At 41.4% G+C, this 18,359-nt stretch carries 18 protein-coding genes; 6 read left to right on the top strand and 12 right to left on the bottom strand.

Features of this window, described 5'->3' with window-relative positions:
* Positions 1-59 precede the first annotated feature (59 nt).
* The 3 genes from PG901_RS09870 to PG901_RS09860 all read right to left on the bottom strand — a co-directional run bounded on the left by PG901_RS09870 (position 60) and on the right by PG901_RS09860 (position 1,877).
* Positions 60-554, bottom strand: a complete 495-nt coding sequence (locus PG901_RS09870; protein ID WP_201562183.1) for a hemerythrin domain-containing protein — start codon at positions 552-554, stop codon at positions 60-62.
* Positions 555-748: 194 nt separating this feature from the next.
* Entirely contained in the window at positions 749-1,435 is a 687-nt protein-coding gene (locus tag PG901_RS09865; protein ID WP_227692309.1) for a DUF1294 domain-containing protein, read from the bottom strand.
* Between the two features lie 124 nt (positions 1,436-1,559).
* A complete protein-coding gene (locus tag PG901_RS09860; RefSeq protein ID WP_201625058.1) occupies positions 1,560-1,877 on the bottom strand; it encodes a hypothetical protein in 318 nt (105 codons plus the stop codon).
* A gap of 335 nt (positions 1,878-2,212) precedes the next feature.
* Between PG901_RS09860 and fkpB the strand changes: the two genes are divergently transcribed.
* Both fkpB and PG901_RS09850 read left to right on the top strand, forming a co-directional pair.
* Complete coding sequence (gene fkpB, locus PG901_RS09855; protein WP_201625059.1) at positions 2,213-2,710, top strand: FKBP-type peptidyl-prolyl cis-trans isomerase; 498 nt, start codon at positions 2,213-2,215, stop codon at positions 2,708-2,710.
* Between the two features lie 41 nt (positions 2,711-2,751).
* The gene (locus tag PG901_RS09850; RefSeq protein WP_201625060.1) at positions 2,752-3,792 is read left to right on the top strand and encodes an aldo/keto reductase; all 1,041 of its coding nucleotides are present in this window, start codon (positions 2,752-2,754) and stop codon (positions 3,790-3,792) included.
* Positions 3,793-3,977: 185 nt separating this feature from the next.
* On the opposite strand, the gene PG901_RS09845 is transcribed toward PG901_RS09850, so the two are convergent.
* Positions 3,978-4,778: a lysophospholipid acyltransferase family protein gene (locus PG901_RS09845; RefSeq protein ID WP_201620212.1), complete on the bottom strand. Its 801-nt coding sequence runs from the start codon at positions 4,776-4,778 to the stop codon at positions 3,978-3,980.
* 501 nt (positions 4,779-5,279) lie between these two features.
* Here PG901_RS09845 and hflX point away from each other — a divergent pair.
* The 4 genes from hflX to PG901_RS09825 all read left to right on the top strand — a co-directional run bounded on the left by hflX (position 5,280) and on the right by PG901_RS09825 (position 9,559).
* Positions 5,280-6,725: a ribosome rescue GTPase HflX gene (gene hflX, locus PG901_RS09840; RefSeq protein ID WP_201625061.1), complete on the top strand. Its 1,446-nt coding sequence runs from the start codon at positions 5,280-5,282 to the stop codon at positions 6,723-6,725.
* A 415-nt stretch (positions 6,726-7,140) separates the two neighbouring features.
* A complete protein-coding gene (locus PG901_RS09835; protein ID WP_201562195.1) occupies positions 7,141-7,593 on the top strand; it encodes a CidA/LrgA family protein in 453 nt (150 codons plus the stop codon).
* Positions 7,594-7,615: 22 nt separating this feature from the next.
* Positions 7,616-8,305 carry an LrgB family protein gene (locus PG901_RS09830; RefSeq protein ID WP_201620210.1) on the top strand — a complete coding sequence of 230 codons (690 nt, stop codon included), beginning with the start codon at positions 7,616-7,618 and terminating at the stop codon, positions 8,303-8,305.
* A gap of 444 nt (positions 8,306-8,749) precedes the next feature.
* The gene (locus tag PG901_RS09825) at positions 8,750-9,559 is read left to right on the top strand and encodes a lytic transglycosylase domain-containing protein (protein ID WP_201625062.1); all 810 of its coding nucleotides are present in this window, start codon (positions 8,750-8,752) and stop codon (positions 9,557-9,559) included.
* Positions 9,560-9,698: 139 nt separating this feature from the next.
* Here PG901_RS09825 and tsf read toward each other — a convergent pair whose 3' ends face one another.
* The 8 genes from tsf to PG901_RS09785 all read right to left on the bottom strand — a co-directional run bounded on the left by tsf (position 9,699) and on the right by PG901_RS09785 (position 18,262).
* The gene (gene tsf / locus PG901_RS09820; protein WP_201625063.1) at positions 9,699-10,580 is read right to left on the bottom strand and encodes a translation elongation factor Ts; all 882 of its coding nucleotides are present in this window, start codon (positions 10,578-10,580) and stop codon (positions 9,699-9,701) included.
* 362 nt (positions 10,581-10,942) lie between these two features.
* A complete protein-coding gene (gene rpsB / locus PG901_RS09815) occupies positions 10,943-11,746 on the bottom strand; it encodes a 30S ribosomal protein S2 (RefSeq protein ID WP_183619972.1) in 804 nt (267 codons plus the stop codon).
* Positions 11,747-12,148: 402 nt separating this feature from the next.
* Entirely contained in the window at positions 12,149-12,598 is a 450-nt protein-coding gene (locus tag PG901_RS09810; protein ID WP_201620207.1) for a chemotaxis protein CheX, read from the bottom strand.
* Positions 12,599-12,639: 41 nt separating this feature from the next.
* Entirely contained in the window at positions 12,640-13,089 is a 450-nt protein-coding gene (locus PG901_RS09805) for a chemotaxis protein CheX (protein ID WP_201620206.1), read from the bottom strand.
* 55 nt (positions 13,090-13,144) lie between these two features.
* Positions 13,145-13,507, bottom strand: a complete 363-nt coding sequence (locus PG901_RS09800) for a response regulator (RefSeq protein WP_183619966.1) — start codon at positions 13,505-13,507, stop codon at positions 13,145-13,147.
* Between the two features lie 20 nt (positions 13,508-13,527).
* Positions 13,528-15,729 (bottom strand): ATP-binding protein, encoded by a 2,202-nt coding sequence (locus PG901_RS09795; RefSeq protein ID WP_201625064.1) that lies wholly within the window; start codon positions 15,727-15,729, stop codon positions 13,528-13,530.
* Positions 15,730-15,741: 12 nt separating this feature from the next.
* The gene (locus tag PG901_RS09790; RefSeq protein ID WP_201625065.1) at positions 15,742-16,614 is read right to left on the bottom strand and encodes a transporter substrate-binding domain-containing protein; all 873 of its coding nucleotides are present in this window, start codon (positions 16,612-16,614) and stop codon (positions 15,742-15,744) included.
* A gap of 388 nt (positions 16,615-17,002) precedes the next feature.
* Positions 17,003-18,262 carry a multidrug effflux MFS transporter gene (locus PG901_RS09785; RefSeq protein ID WP_201625066.1) on the bottom strand — a complete coding sequence of 420 codons (1,260 nt, stop codon included), beginning with the start codon at positions 18,260-18,262 and terminating at the stop codon, positions 17,003-17,005.
* Positions 18,263-18,359: the final 97 nt, after the last annotated feature.

Here is an 18,359-nt window from a genome sequence, read left to right as displayed (position 1 = left end):
GCAATAGTGGTTTTTTATTTTGAACGTTGCAATTCATTCATACATTTAAAACAACGTAATCATGCATCATCTGCATGTGTTTGCTTAAACTCAGCATACTCAACTTGATACAATGAGCCAAGGCGTTGCTGCAAGTCGCTATCTAAAATCTTTTTCGCCTCTTTAAAAAACTTGTTTTCTTCTTCTTTTAAATGATGGCGTACCTTATGAATCAAATCTGCACAGGTGCTATCCCACTTCTCTTTACCAATACGTCCATCATCCAAGGTTTCCATCATCTCATCCATTTCATGATGCTCAGTAATGGCATGCCGAGACAAATCAAGCCCATCATCATGCTGCATGACGGGCACATATAAATGGCGCTCTTCTGCCGCCGCATGCGAGTGTAATTCAAGCTTTAACTCTTCATAAATGGCTTTACGCTGCGCCTCATCTTTCGTGCTTTCAAGCTTATCGCATAACGCCCGCTGTATCTCATGATTGTCGATTAAGGCTGTAAAAATATCTTGTGTTAAATCAACTTCGTTAGCATTATTATTGTTATTACTCATTACTTTCCTCTTTAAAGTTATTGCTACGTTAAGTATTCAAATGGTTCTATTTAATCCTCAAGTATCATAACAATAATAAAAGCCGCTATTGTCATCTATCAGTTAGCAATAGATAGTCATTTGGTTAAGGTCAGCATTCAACAATGATGAATCAGAAAGTTATTCAATACTTTAATCACTGTATATGCTAAAACTTAATCAAATGGCAAGTTTGCCAAGAATTCAAAGTCTTTACCCGCCAAAATGAACAACAATCCTGCTAAATTAATAATCACAGTTAAATAATAAGTAATACGAAATTCAGGCTTTTGTGACTTATGACGTAAGTAGGTTTGCGCGACCATCGCCCCGACCCAACCGCCAAGCGCACTTAGCAAATGCAATGTTGACTCAGGCGTCCGCCAAGCACCACTTTGGGCAGCAGCTTTGTCTTTGGCATACATGCCATAGGTTATGACGCCTAATACCGCGTACCAAGCAAGTACCAGCCAGCTTAGCTTATTCATGACCACCAATAAAATTAAAACCCCATAAAAGCCAAGGCCAAGAAACAAGCGTTTCTTTTGGCCTGCTTCAAATTCTGCTTGGGCGCTGCGTTTATGATTCCGCTGCCGGATTTGGCTGTTCTTTTGCGCCATTTTTTGCTGCACAAAGCTGAGCTCTTGCACATCCTTTGCCTGCAAGCGACCCTGATTGTCTTGCCCCACTATAAAAACCACTTGCTCGCCAATTTCGGGACGACGCTGGGCTTTAAACGCGCTGACATGAAAAAATACCGACTCGCCCGCAGCGGTTTCGATAAAACCAAAACCTTTATCGTCCTGCCATTTTTTAATATGACCTTGTTGTTTGGTGCTTAGGTTTTTCGTTTTCATATTCATAGTTTTTTATCATCGATTATTTTTACAACTATTATATAACTTTCCTGCACTCATAAAAAAAGCTAAGAGATTTACTCTTAGCTTTTTAGTGACCATAAAAATACCTTAACAAGACATTAAGGTATTAACGGCATTTTTTCTGCTCATACAAGTTGGTCAAATTATTGCGACGATCTTTTGCCGCATTGATAGCTTCTTCAGTATTAGAATAGGTACCAATCAAAGCTGGCCAAAATAAAATTGCGGCAGCCACATTCTTACCAGTCGCTTTACGCTCAGCACGTGCTTTTTGCTCAAAGTCATCAGCTTCAGCTATTTCACTAAGAATTTGCTGACAAGATAAATTAACATCACTTACCTTTTTAGTTTGTACAACATGTGGCGTAGCACACCCTTGAGCCAATAATGCGAACATTCCAATTACTAAAACCGCTTTTTTCATAATCATCTCAGAAGTTGTTTAACTTACAATTATTAATAGATAAGTTACGTTGCTTAAATTAAGTTTACATTTATATACATTAAGAAAGATAATGTCAACTTAATTTCATTCTTGAACAACTTTAATTATTTATAATTTTTAGTCGAGCTATTAACGCATTGTATTTATTAATTTTTTAAAAAGACATATGAAATAGATTGGTAAAAATATCGGTAACAGCTTATAAAAGTGGCCTAACACATATCTGTCACATCAAGAGGTTTAGTCTATGGGCTATGCTAAACTCTCTATTATAATTAACCCTCTTAATCCTATTCTATAAAAGACACATTACTATGACCGATTCTCAATTTATCACGCCTAATGAAGACATTCGTATCACTCACGGCAGCCTTGTGAAGCTGCATTTTGAAGTATCGCTAGAAAACGGTACGATGATTGATTCAACCTTTAACCGCGATGCGCCTGTGACGCTGACGATTGGCGATGAGAGCTTATTGCCAGGCTTTGAGCAAGTGCTAATGAACCTACGGGCTGGCGACACGCGTAGCGCCCACCTTGACCCTGAGCAAGCGTTTGGTGAGTGGAACCCTGATAACATCCAGCATTTTAGCCGCACCCAATTTGCTTTGGTCGCTGACAATCCTGAAATCGGTATGCTGGTCGAGTTTGAAGACAAAGGCAAAAACACCCTACCCGGTACCATTAGCGCCATCAATGACGACGAAGTAGAAGTCGATTTTAACCATCCACTTGCTGGTCAATCGGTACTTTTTAAAGTAAAAATATTCCAAGTCACCCCACCGGGCGTCACAGGTATCAAGCTGATGTAGTATAAAAATAGCTCTGTATTAAAATCAAAAAGGACAGATACATGCAATACCAAACACTGCCGCAACTCAATGAAAAAGTCTCAAAAATTTGCTTAGGAACGATGACGTGGGGACAGCAAAATAGCGAAAGCGATGCGCATGCACAGATGGACATGGCGCTTAATGCAGGCGTGAACTTTTGGGATACCGCTGAGATGTATCCGTCGCCGCCTGATAAAGACAAACAAGGCGATACCGAACGCTTTATGGGCACATGGTTTAACAAAACCAAACAGCGTAACAAGGTCATTCTTGCCAGCAAAATATCACCGATGGGTTTTTTACGTGACGGTCAGACGCGCTTTAATGCCGCGCATATCAGTAGCGCCATCGATAGCAATCTTGAGCGCCTGCAAACCGATTATATTGATATTTACCAGCTACATTGGCCTGAGCGTCAAACCAATTATTTTAGCCAGCTCGGTTACACTGAAGAGATGGCAGCGCAGTCGCTAGATGACTTGACGCCTTTTTTGGAGACTATCCAAGCACTAAATGATGAGATTAAAAAAGGTCGCATTCGTGCTTATGGACTATCAAACGATACTGCTTGGGGTTTAATGCGCTATCTATGGGAAGCGGAAAAAAATGGTTTAATCACGCCTATCACGGTGCAAAATCCTTATAGTTTGCTAAACCGCGTATATGAAGTTGGCATGGCAGAGATTGCCCATCGTGAAAATGTCGGTTTACTTGCCTACTCGCCGCTCGGCTTTGGGGTACTGTCTGGTAAATATCTTGACGGTAAACGTCCTACTGGCGCGCGCCTGACGATGTATGATCGCTTTGCTCGTTATACCAATGAAGAAGCACTATCAGCCACCGCCAAATATGCCAAAATCGCAGCAGATGCTGGTTTGGATATGGCGCAAATGGCATTGGCCTTTGTCAATTCGCGCTCGTTTGTCACCAGTAATATTATTGGGGCGACCACCACTGAGCAGCTGCAATCGAATATAGACAGCATCAATTTAACTTTAAGCGCAGATGTGCTGAAAGCTATCGAAGCGGTACATACCCAGCATCCTAATCCGTCACCATAATTTTACGTGGTCATAGATTGATATTGTTCAGCTGACAATAATCTGACGTTCAGGTATTGGTAGAGTAAAGAAAAAGGCGCAAATCGTTAGTATTGACTACTAAGAGTTGCGCCTTTTTTATGACTACTTTTCTGCTACTACTTTTTCTAGTAAAACTTTTCTATTTTAGACCGTTTGATGCTTGCTTATACTTTAGCTGCTTTCGTTAATACGCGCGAATGTAATTCAGCCAAACCTTCTTGCATGTGCGCTTGTAATAAATCAGTCAGCTCACTTTTGCTCAAGCCTTTAGGATCTATCGGTTCAAGCGGTAAGACAAAAGCCGTCACGTCTTTACTATCAAGCACCTTTTTTAGACTTTGTTTCATCGTCAGCTTACCGTAATAAGGTAACGCTTCACTCAAAGTGCCGTCCTTATTCACATAAGCAATCACCAACGGGCGTACAGGCACGTCTGCATCTATCGCTGCTTGTAGCAAGGTGCCGTGGATACGCTTAATTTTTTTGCCATCAGTGGTGGTGGCTTCTGGAAAAAAGATAACCGAAAAGCCCTTGGTTAAAAAGGTGGCAATTTGGGCAGCGACCGTGCCAGCATCACCGGAACCACGCTCGATAAATACCGTCCCTGCCGCATGCGCCAACTTACCAAATATCGGCCAATCGCCAATCTCAGCTTTTGATAAGAAAAAAGCAGGGCTTAGCGTACCCACTACCGGAATATCCATCCATGACACATGGTTAGAAACCCATAGACCGTGGTGTTGCTCTACGCGCTCGACTGCCACGACCTGTACGCCAAAAGAGCCTGCCATTTTTCGGCAAAACGCTTGAATATAGCGCGGCAGTTTTTCTCGTGGTGGCTGTTTAAAGGCACCGATACGTTGGGCTGCGCGTAGTCCGCCAGCGATAGTGGTGGTCATGCCAGCGATTTGTTTGCCGCGACCTAATTGCTGTTTGAGTGAAAAGCCTGACTTAGATTGGCTCATCTGTGTCCCTCGTGGTTAAAAACTTATGGGTTAAAACTTATTTATTAAAAAGCCTATTTATTAAAAAGCTTAATGGCTAAAAAGCTCATTGCTTAAAAAACGTATGATTATATCTCGTAAACAAGCGTCATGAGTATAACAAAATTTATTCATTCAGTGACGACTTGTGCACTGAGTTATGAGTGGCTTTTGTTAATATTTTGCAATAGTTAGCTATCAGCTCATTTTTACGCCTCTCATTTTTACTTTACCAGCGCTCGACAGATTAGCACGTTTAGAAAAGCCAACCTTGCCGTTAATAGCTTCTTCCCGAAAACCCCCATACTTTCATTATTAAAACATTTAATAATAAACGCTGTAACATAAAAGTATGGCTAATTGCCTTAATACGCTTTAATATCAAGTGATAAGACCACATATAGAGGGTCATACGAAGGCTATAGCGACGCTTAACAAACCGATATTAGCCATCTATTTACTTAATGACATAGGTGATACTCTTTGGATTATTTTGAAAGACATGAAGGTGGCGAGCGCGCCATTATAGTACATTTAGACATCCGCCAAATTCAAGATCCTGATGATCTCAATGAATTTGAGCTGCTTGCAGATTCGGCTGGTGCCGATCGTTTGGCACTGGTCACAGGCTCACGTGCACGTCCTGATGCCAAATACTTCGTCGGTAGCGGTAAAGCACAAGAAATAGCAGAATTGGTACGCGAACACGACGCTGATATCGTCCTTTTTAATCACAATTTATCGCCATCACAAGAGCGTAATATTGAAGCTTTAGTACAATGCCGCGTCCTTGACCGTACAGGCTTAATTTTAGATATTTTTGCCCAGCGCGCCCGTACTTACGAAGGTAAGCTACAGGTTGAGCTTGCGCAGTTGAATCACTTATCGACGCGTTTGGTACGTGGTTGGACGCATTTGGAGCGTCAAAAAGGTGGTATCGGTCTACGTGGACCGGGTGAAACCCAGCTTGAAACGGATCGCCGCTTATTACAAGTGCGTGTAACCCAGCTAAAAACCAAACTTGAAAAAGTACGCCAAACTCGTGCTCAAGGTCGAGCCCGTCGGCAAAAATCAGACGTGCCGACTATCTCACTCGTTGGTTATACCAACGCGGGTAAATCTACCCTGTTTAATCGCTTGGTTGATGAAAACATTTATGCAGCGGACAAATTATTTGCCACCCTTGACCCGACATTACGCCGTTTAGACTGGCAAGGCGTCGGTCGCGTGGTTTTAGTTGATACCGTTGGTTTCGTCCGTCATCTCCCGCATGAACTGGTCGAGTCGTTCCATGCCACCTTAGAAGAGACGTTAGAAGCTGACTTATTACTGCATGTTATCGATTCGTCTAGTGAAGATATGCATGAGCAGATTCAAGCCGTCAAAAACGTACTTGCTGAAATCGACAACGATGTGCCTGTGCTCAACGTTTACAATAAAATTGATATCACTGATGAGCCTGCGCACATTGGCTATGCTAAGGAAGGTCAGCCAAATCGGGTTTATGTCTCTTCTCGCCAAAATCTCGGTATGGAAGAGCTATCCCTTGCTGTTCAGCAGCTATTAATGGGCACTTTGACCACCTTTGATTTGACCCTACCTTATAATGCGGGCCAATTTAAAAACACTTTGTATGAGCTTGGCGTGATTTTAGAAGAAAGCTATGATGATAACGGTCATGAATGCTTAACCATTCGTCTGCCAAGCGACAGGCTTAAACAGCTATTAGGTCAAGCCAATTTAAAACCGTTAGATGTCTTGCCGTTGGCACAGGCAACATTGCTAATGCCGATACTTGAAGAGTTTGAACAAATTGATGAAGAAGATAGTCATGATGAAGAAGAGTCTTTGACGGCAGAAGAAGAAAATGCCTTTGCCGAGTTTGAAGCGTTAAATTCTGCGGCACAAGAATCTGATTCGCAAAGTTAAATAACCTCGCCTCAAACTATTTACTCTAAATGATATTTAAGAAAAGGACGCTATTGTTTGATAGCGTCCTTTTTATATGCCCTGTGCTTAGTTACTGTTGTATGAGAGATTTAAAACTGCTTCATACCCTTATCATACCTGCAATCTACGCTTAGGCTTTATTAGTGCGCCTACTCTCTATATAATCAGGCACTATGCTTGCGTTAAAATGTTACATTTAAAAAGCAGCTGTTAGAATCTCTATGTTAAAACGCATCCGAAAAATAATACCAGTAACACTCAGTTGCGCAGTTATTAATACTGCTAGCTATTGATGCAGTAGGATTTTTTATAATCGCAGCATTAAATGCTATGTACTTTTATTAGCTCCCGTTTATACCCTCTCTTATTATATTTTATTTGGCCAAAATTGCTTATGAAGCCTTCCTCTTCTTCAAACATACCCTTATGGATGGCGTTAATATTAACGCTGATACTGGTTGTGGTGGTTCGTGAATCCGCCGTTATTGTTTGCCAATGGGCCGGTATCGAAAAAGCCGCCAATATCGTTGGTCTGCTGACGATGTTTGTCATATTGATGGTTTGGCGACTGGTAAAAGGGCTGCCCAGTTGGCTAACCCAAGCAAGTAACACCTTATTGGTTGATAGTGGCTTTGCTTTTTTGCCCGTTTCTGCCGGTGCAGGCTTGCTGCTATTCGCATTAGGCGATGAATTTTGGGGTGTGATGCTAACGATGATTATCAGTACACTTATCCCGCTTTGGGGACTGGCTATCCTTGCCAATCGCTCTCTTAATAACAGCGGCGATACAGACAATACGCTTAACGACAATCTGAATACGACCAACAAGCAGAAGGGACAGCATTAAGCTGTAGGGACAAGGCAACGTTATGAGTTTTGATAGTGTGTTTACAGCAACCCTTGCTGCGATATTATTAACCTTGGCAGCGCACGTTATTGCCCGCGTCCTCGCGCGCAAGCTGTCATGGTTACCAATGGTCATCACCGCATTGGTATTAGTGCTGCTATTTTTGTTTATTTTGCAATGGGATTACAACCATTATTACAGCGTGGCAAAACCGGTATTCGATCACCTCCTAGGCTATGTGACGGTATTACTGGCCGTACCATTGGCAGCGATGAACTTTAAAGGCTTGCCAGTTAAAAAGCTCACTATGATTGTGGCGTTGGCTAGCGTGGTTGGCGCCTTGCTACCCATGTCGTTGGCCTATCTATTTTCACTTAGTAACGAGACCATCTTAGCATTTGCCACCCGTTCAGTGACCACACCCATTGGTCTCAGTGTGGCGGACTTGATTAAAGCGCCACTGGCGATGGCAAACTTGATTATCATTGTTTCAGGACTTATTGGTGGTACCCTAGCGCGCTTCTTATTTCGCGGTATTGACGATGACCGCGCCAAAGGCTTAGCACTTGGCTTAGCAGCGCATGCCTTTGGCACCGTAGAAGCGTGGCAAATCAGTCATACTGCTGGACGTTATGCTGCCTTTGGCTTGGCCGTTAATGGTTTGGTTACCGCTATTTGGGTACCTATCTTTATCAGTGCCCTATCGTCTTAAAATGATTTAAGCTAAATGTAAACACAAAGCCCATCATCCTTAATGGGCTTTAACTTTTACCTAAGCTTATTTTACGGACTTTTTTAGCTTCATTTCTTAATTACCTTTACCGCAAATATAAAGGCAAAAACTTCGCTATTATTAGCTGCTGAGCAACTTCACTTCTATTACCATCTTGATTTCATTCAAATTTTTTTACAAATTAAAATAACTTTTGACTGCGCGTGCACGCATTCAGATGTGGCAAAAACTTATTTTGTGTTATAGTAAACAACTATTATTTTTTGTATCTATTGCAAGTGGTTTTGTTAGACGTGAATTCGTAGGTAGTCGCCATATTTGGTTACTCTAAAATCCTACAGACGCGATAACCGCTTTGACGCGCGACCTGACGCGCTTATAGGCAAAGCAATTTGCTATTACTCGATAAAAAGTGATAACCCTATGATAAATATTGCACCTTTAATGACGCGCTGCTTGTCTCCCGTTTTACTGACGGCTATTACCCTCTCTAGCCTTCCTATCGCCGCTCAAGCAGGCAATATGTATATCTACAAAGACAAAGGCGGACAAGTACTCCTTACCAACGTCAATCCTAGCGGTAATTTTGATAAATTCACTAAAAAAGTGAAGGTTAGTTACTATAAAGATTCTAAAATATATGATGGCAGTAATAGTAGTTATGACTACGGTAGCAGCACAGCAAGTAGTAGCGGCAGCCGCAACTCCTATGACAGCTATATTCGTGCTTCAGCCGAGCGTCATGGCGTAGATCCTGCGCTGATGAAAGCCATGATGCATACCGAATCTGCGTTTAACCCCAATGCTCGCTCACCTGTCGGTGCCCAAGGTTTGATGCAGCTGATGCCAGCGACTGCCCGTCGCTTTAAGGTCAGTAATCCATGGAATCCTGCCGATAACATCGAAGGCTCAGCGAAATATATCGCTTGGCTGATGCGCCGCTTTAACAATAACGTTGAATTTGCCGTGGCTGGCTATAATGCCGGTGAAGGTAACGTCGATAAATATAATGGCATTCCACCGTTTAAAGAGACGCGTAATTATGTCAAAAGTGTGATGAGCCGCTATCATAGCCTATATAAAAATGACTCAGCGTTATCAGGCAAAACCATGAATGCCAATAATGCTAGCAGCACCACTAACGGCAGTGGTATGCAAAATGTCAGTTATGGTACCAGTAGTAATACCAACAGTGCCAGTTACGCCAACTCTGCTTACTTAGCGCTACGTTAATACTGATCATTAATATTTACACTCAGCATAAATAGCTCATCTTTTAAATCTTGCAGAAGTAAACAAACACAAAAAAGCCCGTTATATCAATGACGGGCTTTTTTACGATTTATACTGCTTGTTCTATATTACTTAAAGCTTACTTGCTAGCAGCTTGAGCAGCAGCAACTTCAGCAGCAAAGTCTTCTTGCTTCTTCTCGATGCCTTCACCAACTTCTAGACGTTTGAAATCAAGTACTTTTACGCCTTCAGCTTTTAGTACGTCACCAACTTTTTTCTCATTGTCCATCACGTATGGTTGACGTAGCAACGTTACTTCGTCTAGGTACTTACGTAAGCCACCTTCGATCATTTTCTCAACGATGTTGTCAGGCTTGCCAGACTCTTTCGCTTTTGCTTCGATGATGTCTTTTTCGCGTGCTAATACATCAGCATCTACGCTTTCATCATCTACTGCAACAGGGTTGAATGCTGCAATGTGCATCGCAAGGTTTTTGCCCGTGTCTGCACTGCCGCCTTCATAAGATACAACCACACCGATACGTAGACCGTGGCGATATGCAGCAATGTTTGCGCCTTCAAGTACTTCAACACGGCGGATTTGGATGTTCTCACCGATTTTTTGTACTAGAGATACACGTGCTTCTTCAACTGTTTGACCACCGCCATAAGGTAATGCAGAGATAGCTGCAACGTCAGTCTCATTGTTTTCTAGGGCGATGTTTGCGACTTTTTCTGCAAAGGCAGTAAAGTTTTCATCTTTTGCAACGAAGTCAGTTTGGCAGTTAACTTCTAACAAAAATGCTTTGTTGTCGCCTTGAGCGATAATGATAGCGCCGTCAGCTGCGATGTTACCCGCTTTTTTAGCCGCTTTCGCTTGACCTGATTTACGTAGGTTATCAATGGCAACTTCAACATCACCATTTGACTCTTCTAACGCTTTTTTACATTCCATCATGCCAAGACCAGTACGGTCGCGCAATTCTTTTACCATTTTGGCAGATACTTTTACTTCTGACATAAGAGTTACCTTTTATTATATACATGAATATTGTTATGTAGGGGTATGCTTAAAATCTATTCGATAACTTGATTAATATTAAGTCAACATTACTCTTAATATTAGACTTAAGCCTTAATAAAACCACTCATATTTAATGATTATTCATCATCAAAAAAGCAATGTGGCTCGTATAGACGATAATACTCGCCCAATCATGACACGCTTATTAATTTTGACCATAAACCATTAAGAGCAAGGCATGACGAGTAAAACTACATCATGCCTTTTATGAGCTTATATGCTGTTAATAACCTTATATGAATGCTGACAAGATAACTATCAAGACATCGTTACAAAGTTAAACCTTAGCGGTCAGCGATTTATTCTGCTGGAGTTGCAGCAGCTTCTTCAGCTTTAGCTTCAACTGGCGCTTCTTCAGCAGCAGCAGGTGCTTCTTGGTCAGCTTTGCCACCAGCTTGAGTTTGTGCGTATTCTTTACCAGCGATAATCGCATCAGCCATAGAAGTTACATACAAAGTCACGGCACGGATAGCATCATCGTTAGCTGGGATGATGTAATCAACGTTATCTGGGTTAGAGTTAGTATCAACGATACCGATAACTGGAATACCTAGGTTTTTAGCTTCTTTGATAGCAATGGCTTCATGATCTACGTCTACAACGAAGATTGCGTCAGGTAGGCCGCCCATGTCTTTAATACCGCCTAGTGAACGCTCAAGTTTTTCCATGTCACGGGTACGCTCTAACGCTTCACGCTTAGTAAGCTTAGCGAAAGTACCGTCTTCAGCTTGTTTTTCTAGCTCTTTTAGACGGTTGATTGACTGGCGTAGTGTTTTCCAGTTAGTCAACATACCACCTAACCAGCGATGGTCAACGTATGGCATGCCAGCGCGAGCTGCTTGCTCAGCGATGATACCGCTTGCTGCGCGTTTAGTACCCACGAACAATACTTTGTTTTTCTTAGCAGCTAGGCCGTTTACGTAAGTCAATGCTTCGTTAAACGCTTTTACTGTGTGCTCTAAGTTGATGATGTGAATCTTGTTACGGGCACCAAAAATATATGGACCCATTTTTGGATTCCAAAAACGTGTTTGGTGACCAAAGTGAGCGCCGGCTTGTAGTAAGTCGCGCATTTCGATTTTGGTTGGATTCTTTGTAGCCATGTTAAATGTCCTGTTGGTTGGGTTATGCCTCCACATCACAAAAACTGCCTATCTAGCGACACGCATCTGCCCTTGTTAATGCTCATCAATAGCGCATTAAGCCAATAGTAACTTTGGGCAAATTAATCAAGTCGCCAAACACCCAGCAATTTTTTGCCATGATGTGTGTGTCATTGGTTGATGGGTTGGTTTAAAAAATGAACTATGATTTGAACGTAAAGAATAATACTAAATGCTAAAAAATAGCTGGGCTGTATTTTATCATATAAGTGAGAGTGACTGCTAGCGCTATTATGATGTTTAAGGGGATGATATTCCATAAAAAAACGACGTCTAAACGTCGTTTTTACTTGGTAACTTTACTTATAGCATCATTAGCAGCTATCAGTGCTGAGCATTAAGCTAAGCGATAGAAATACCGATAACAGCCTTGTAGCCGCGCCACGTAAAGGGCGTGACATAACTTTGGCGGTCTTTTGGCAGATAAGGAATGCTCGGTATACCTTCAATAATCTTGGGCGGTGAGATAATAAAATCGGCACCAAACTCAGTGCGGGCATTACCTGAGATGGTATTTGCCATCTCACCCAATAAGTCTTTCATCATTGTAATAGAAGAGTCAGGCTCACCCATTACTTTGATTATTTCCCGCAAAATATTGCTCGGGGCGCTAACATACACGCAGCCTTCAAGCGGTCCAGAGATTGTAATCATACCGCTATAATCATAACCCACGGCATTTTTATTACTGTTTAAATACGGCGTATCAATCACCACTGGCTCATCATCAATCTGCGCGAAAAATGCACTGATTGAGCTTAAAAAGACGCCTAACTTGTCTACATTAACCATAATAGTTTATCGTCCATATCGATCATCATTGGGGGTTGGATTTAGTCTTGCAAACAAACCACAATCTCCCCAATTTGACCTCGCCAGCTGACTGGAATGATAAAAGAACGCCCATTTTTAGGCAAAATAATGCTTTGCGGTGAGCCTTTAAACACCAATGGTACAGAGATATGAAACTCTGCGCCAAACTCGTTGCGAGCATTACCAGATACGGTGTTAGCGACCTCTCCTGCCAAATCGACCAAGTTGTCTTCGCTCTTATCGGTTTCACCCATACTGTCTAGGATACTGGCCAATAATGCGCTGGTGGCAGAAAAATAAACCACGCCTTTTTGTACCCCTGAGATACCGATGACGCCTGTATAATCATGCACTTTAGGCTGCTGATTTTCTAGTAAATAAGGGGTATCAACAATCAGCTCTTCAGTACCAAACTGATTAAAGTAATTGGTAATGATACTCACAAAAATTTGTAACTTTTGCTCTTTCATAATGTGTGTTCTTTAATAAGATATTTACTTAATTTATTAGGGCGTGTCCTAACGGCTAGTCTTGGACAAGCTCATACAAAGACTCTACCAGCTCTTCTTCTGAAAAAGGCTTGCATAGGAAACCGCTTGCACCCAATGATAATGCTTCAATGCCAGTCGATTTATCAGATAACGCCGATACCACTAAAATCCGCACTTCAGGGTCAATCGCAATGATTTTTGCAATACATTCAAGTCCATCCATTTGTGGCATGGTTAAGTCCATGGTCACCACATCAGGACGATGGATATTGAATTTCTCGACGGCTTGGACACCGCTGGTTGCCGTAGCAACCAACATAAACTGACCAGAATCATAAGCACGCTGAATACGGTTTCGAATGATATTTGAATCATCCACAATCATTAATTTGTACATAGTTTCTTTATTGTCCTTAATTACGCAGCAGGCAAGGTAATGACAAAACGGGTCATTTTTCCAAGCTCAGTATTAACGTTCAGCTTACCGTTGTGCTCTTTGACTAACGCCTTGATGACGTCTAAGCCCACACCGCGACCGCCATCTTCATCGGCTTGTTCTTTGGTTGAGAAACCAGAAGCAAACAAGGTTTTGAGCAGATCACCATGAGTCATCTGACTTGCCTCTTCTGCACCAAAGCGACCATCGGCAATCAGCTTATGACGAATACCTTCATAGTCGATACCTTGACCGTCATCTTGCAAGGCGATGATTAAGTTTTGATTATCACGCTGCATCTCTAAGTCAATACTACCGATTGCAGACTTACCTACTGACTGACGCGCTTCAGGTGATTCGATACCATGTACCACCGCATTACGTAACAATTGAATACTGATCTCTTTGATCGGTTGTTTGAGGCGTTCAGGGATGTTTATATGTGCTAAATTATGGCCGTTTAGCTGTATTTGTTTGCCTTGTCTTACCGCAATATCTTTGGCAAAATCTTGATAATAAGATAAATACTCGTCATCTGACTCATCGCTCAAATCAACTTCATTACCGCCATCAAAATTTATGCTAGTGGTAGCAACATCTGCTACTTGGGCTTGGACAATGCTTGGTTGTGGCGCAGTCTTTATTGACGCTACAGGGGTTGCACTAATGGGAGCTTTCGGCGCTGCCTGATTAATGCGTTCACCTAGCGTCTCAATGGTGTTCGAGAGGCTGAGTAAGTCATCCAAATGGACAGCGAGCGGCAAGAAGTTATTGCCCGATAGCTTGCCCTGATTTTGCAATGCATCAAGCTTGTCTTCCGCGTCTGACGCAATTTTAGTGAAGCTATGCAGTTTTAGTGCTGACGCTTCGCCTTTTAAGCTGTGCATTTCGCGATAAATCGCATTGAGCTTACCCTCAAGCTCAAATTGCGAGCTCCCAGGGTTTTTCAAAATATTGTTCATTTTATCGATATGAACTTTAGTGTTATTAATAAACTCATTAATGATTTTTGGATTGACGTTTAAGATGGTGGTCAACATCTCAATTTGCATGTCATTTTGTGAACGCTCTTTTTCTAAGCGCTGTTCTAGATAAACGGCATCTGAGACGTCATTAACGTTGACCAGAATACGAGCAATGTCTTTATCTTCATAAACACGTGAAAACTTAAAGTCTAGGAAGCGGCTCGTAGTGTTCTCTTCGCCAGATGCATTGTGTAGCATGACTTTATGCAATGGGTTTAAAGAATCAACCAATTTTTCTTTAACGCGTGGGTTATACAATTGCTCAATAAACTGACGCGTGGTTTTCAAATCTTTGTCCGAAATACGACCGCGTAGTACATCGGCAAAGTTCTCTCCTGCCAGTCTTTCTTCACCAATAATGCCATTTAAGGCTCGAGAATGCTGCTGACCAATATTCAAATCTTTATCTAACAAGAATAGACCCGTATTGACGGTTTCCATAATTTCTTGTGTTTCGCGGCGAGCAGCCAATGCTTCCGCATCGGTATCACGCAAACGGCGTACAAAGAAGAATACGAAAATTAGGAAGTAAGCAAAAATAGCCGCAACCCCTAATATCTGAATCAGACGTATGGTGTCTGCTTGGCGTTCTGCGTTGATAAACACTTCATTGGTAAGCTGGTCTAACGAATCGTTTATCAGGAGGCTTGAGGTTTTAGCCTGTTCAACCGCTTGAATCAATTCATCAGATGAATCGACCATGATGTTATCAGCGTCTTTTAGATAATTTTGAATCTTAGGCTCTAAAAGTAACCACTGCTCATTCGCCGCAGCAACGTTGGTTTGAGAGTTATTATTAATTTTCGGTAAATTATAGCTTTTGCCATCGACATCGGTAATTTCACCACCTTGTTCAATGGCAGTGATAGAGCTAGTAATAAGCGCTGTATTTTGCTCCAAACGCTCTAATACTCGTTGGATATGCGGCGAGTTGGTGTCTTCACCGTAACTGCTATCTAAGTCAAATAAGTCTTTAATTACCGCTTGCGCGCTATTGGCGACTTGGTTGGTTCGATCAATCAAGACTGTATTGCGCTCTAGTAGACTAGAGGTATAAAACGTAAATGCCAGCAAAGCGCCAATCAGCGATAAAAACAGTGCAATTGAAATAATCAGACTGTGATAGCGTTTATTGTCAGTATTATAGGTGGTTGCCATCTTCAGTATTCCTTAATTCGTTTGCTGATTATTTAAAGTACTTTTGGTCGCAGGCTCAGTCGCACCTAGCCATTTTTCTTCAATTTCTTTAAATGTACCTTTTGCTTTTAGCTTGGTAATACCTTCGTTTACGCTCTTTATGAGCTTGGTATTTTCTTTTGCCATTAAAACGACCTGCTGTGCTGAAGGAGCATCTGCTGCTTCATAAGGTACAATCTTAACTTTATGTTCTGGATAACCTTTTATAATGTATTGTAAAACAGGCATGTCATATAAGAACACATCAGTATTACCTTGAACTAAGTCCTGATAAGCCAAAAATGCAGTAGATCTTGAAACCAGTTCAACTGAACTGCCCATCTCTTTTAGAGTATCTTCTTCTTTAGAACCTTCTAACGTACCTGTTTTTAGACCCTTAATATCGTTTAAATCTTTGATATCAAACTTTCCTTCCAAGTACATAATAGTAGCTGGATTAAAAAAGTAAGGCGTTGATAGACCATATCTAACTGCACGATCATCTTTATAAGAAATACCAGAAATAGCTAAATCACGTTTTCCCGATTCCACGCTATCAAACATGTTTTGCCACGTTTCTTTATAGAACTCGACTTTAAAGCCTTGCTCTTCCCCAATGGCTCTAATCGAATCAACATCAGTGCCTTGCATGTTGCCATAATCATCTTGAAATGAGAAAGGCGGTAAATCACCAGTCATCGCCACCTTTAATGTTGGTGCTGTATCAGGAAGTTTACTTACAAAATTGTCTTTATGTTCCGTTACTGTTGTACCAGATGCACTAGCATTATCTTGGGTAGAAGAATTTCCACATCCAAATAAGCCGACACTCAATATAACTGGTAACACTCGATATAATAGCTTCATCTCTTATCCTTAAGCCTCGATTTTGTTCTAAAAAAATCAGTTATAAAAACAATTCTGTAAGTTTAAGTAAGGTATTAAAACACTTAATTACAGAAAATTACCTTAGATAATAATTGAGCAAGTCTACTATTGCAATAATTTTGTTTAGCTATAGCGTACATATTTTTATATATGACAATAAGCGTATATAAAAATATTATGAATCATTGAAGTTATTGCTTTAGTGTTTAATAGACATATATCCATTAAAAATGGATATCTTAATACAATTGATAGATAAAAAAGGGAAGATGGTATAAAAAGCAGACATAAAAAAAGTATTCAGGCCTTTTCTATGCACTGAATACTTTTTTGTATAAGTTAAAATTAAATGAAATTTATCGGTTAATTATTCTGCATTATCCAAATTCAAATTACGGTCTATTTGCCAAATTAAATAAGTACCAAGACTCATCAGCGCAAACATCGCGATACCGATTTTCAATACCGGATTAACGGGGAATAAGTTTAATAATAAGCCGCCAAAGATACCAACCGAAAACATCAACGAGCCTTGTAGCGCACTTGCCATACCAGCGCGGCGTTTTTGGAAAGCGAGGGCAATCGCCGATGCGTTTGGCTGCGTCAAACCTAAACCAGCAATACAGAAGAAAATACAGGCTAAAACCAGCGGCAACCATGCATCAGTACCAAAAACCAATCCTATCCCAAATAGTGCCCCAGCCGAGATGACTTGCATCATCGCACCAAAACGCAGAATACTCAAAATACGGAAACGATTGGTCAGCCATTGATTAAGCTGGGTTAAGCCCACAAACCCTGCCGCATTCATGCCAAACAACCAACCGAAATGCGTCGCTGACATGCCGTAGGTATCCATGATTAATTCAGAAGCAGAGCTAATATAGACAAACATCGCCCCCATCAGTAGTCCGCCACCAATCGCTGGATAATTAAAAGTCGGATCCTTTAATAAATCCCAATATTGGCTCAGCACTTCTTTGGCAGGACGAACGTTACGGTTTTCTTCGGTGAGCGTCTCAAAAAAGAAAAACTTGGTGAGTAATAAGTTTAGCGTGCCAAAAGCCGCCAAAAACCAGAAGATAGAATGCCAACTAAAGAATTGTAAAAATATAGCACCCAATGACGGCGCTAATATCGGCGCTAAACCCATCACCAATATCATGATAGAAAACGCTTTCGCTGTTTGCTTGGCAGTCAGGCGATCACGAATGGCAGCACGGGTAACAACCGCACCAACACAAGCACCAAGCGCTTGCAACGTACGACCAACAAACAATACGTATTCATTATCGGTGGTGGCACAAATAATCGAGGCAATCACATATAAGGTCATGCCGATATATAAAGGTTTGACGCGTCCAACGCGATCACTAAATGGGCCATAAAACAGCTGACCAAATACCAATCCGACAAAATAGGCTGGAACGGAGTTGGCCATAAACGCAGTTGAAACACCAAAATCCTCTGCCATCGATGGTAATGCAGGTAAATACATATCAATCGATAATGGCCCGACTGCAACGATAAGCCCAAGCATCATAATCCATGCAACAGGCAAATCGGCAGAGCGCACTCGGTCAGCAGCATTCGGTTTATTAGGCAGGGAGGATTTTGGAGCAGACATAATTAGACCATATGATAGAGTGATTATTATTTTATTATTGATGCCTGATTTGTTTTGTAATTTTAATAAGCTTTTATTTTAAACCGAGCTTTGTTAA

It is taken from the genome of Psychrobacter sp. ANT_H3 (genome assembly GCF_027919975.1).
Lineage (GTDB): Bacteria > Pseudomonadota > Gammaproteobacteria > Pseudomonadales > Moraxellaceae > Psychrobacter > Psychrobacter maritimus.
The sequence above is the reverse complement of the archived record's forward strand: the minus strand, read 5'-3'. Positions and strand labels throughout refer to the sequence as shown.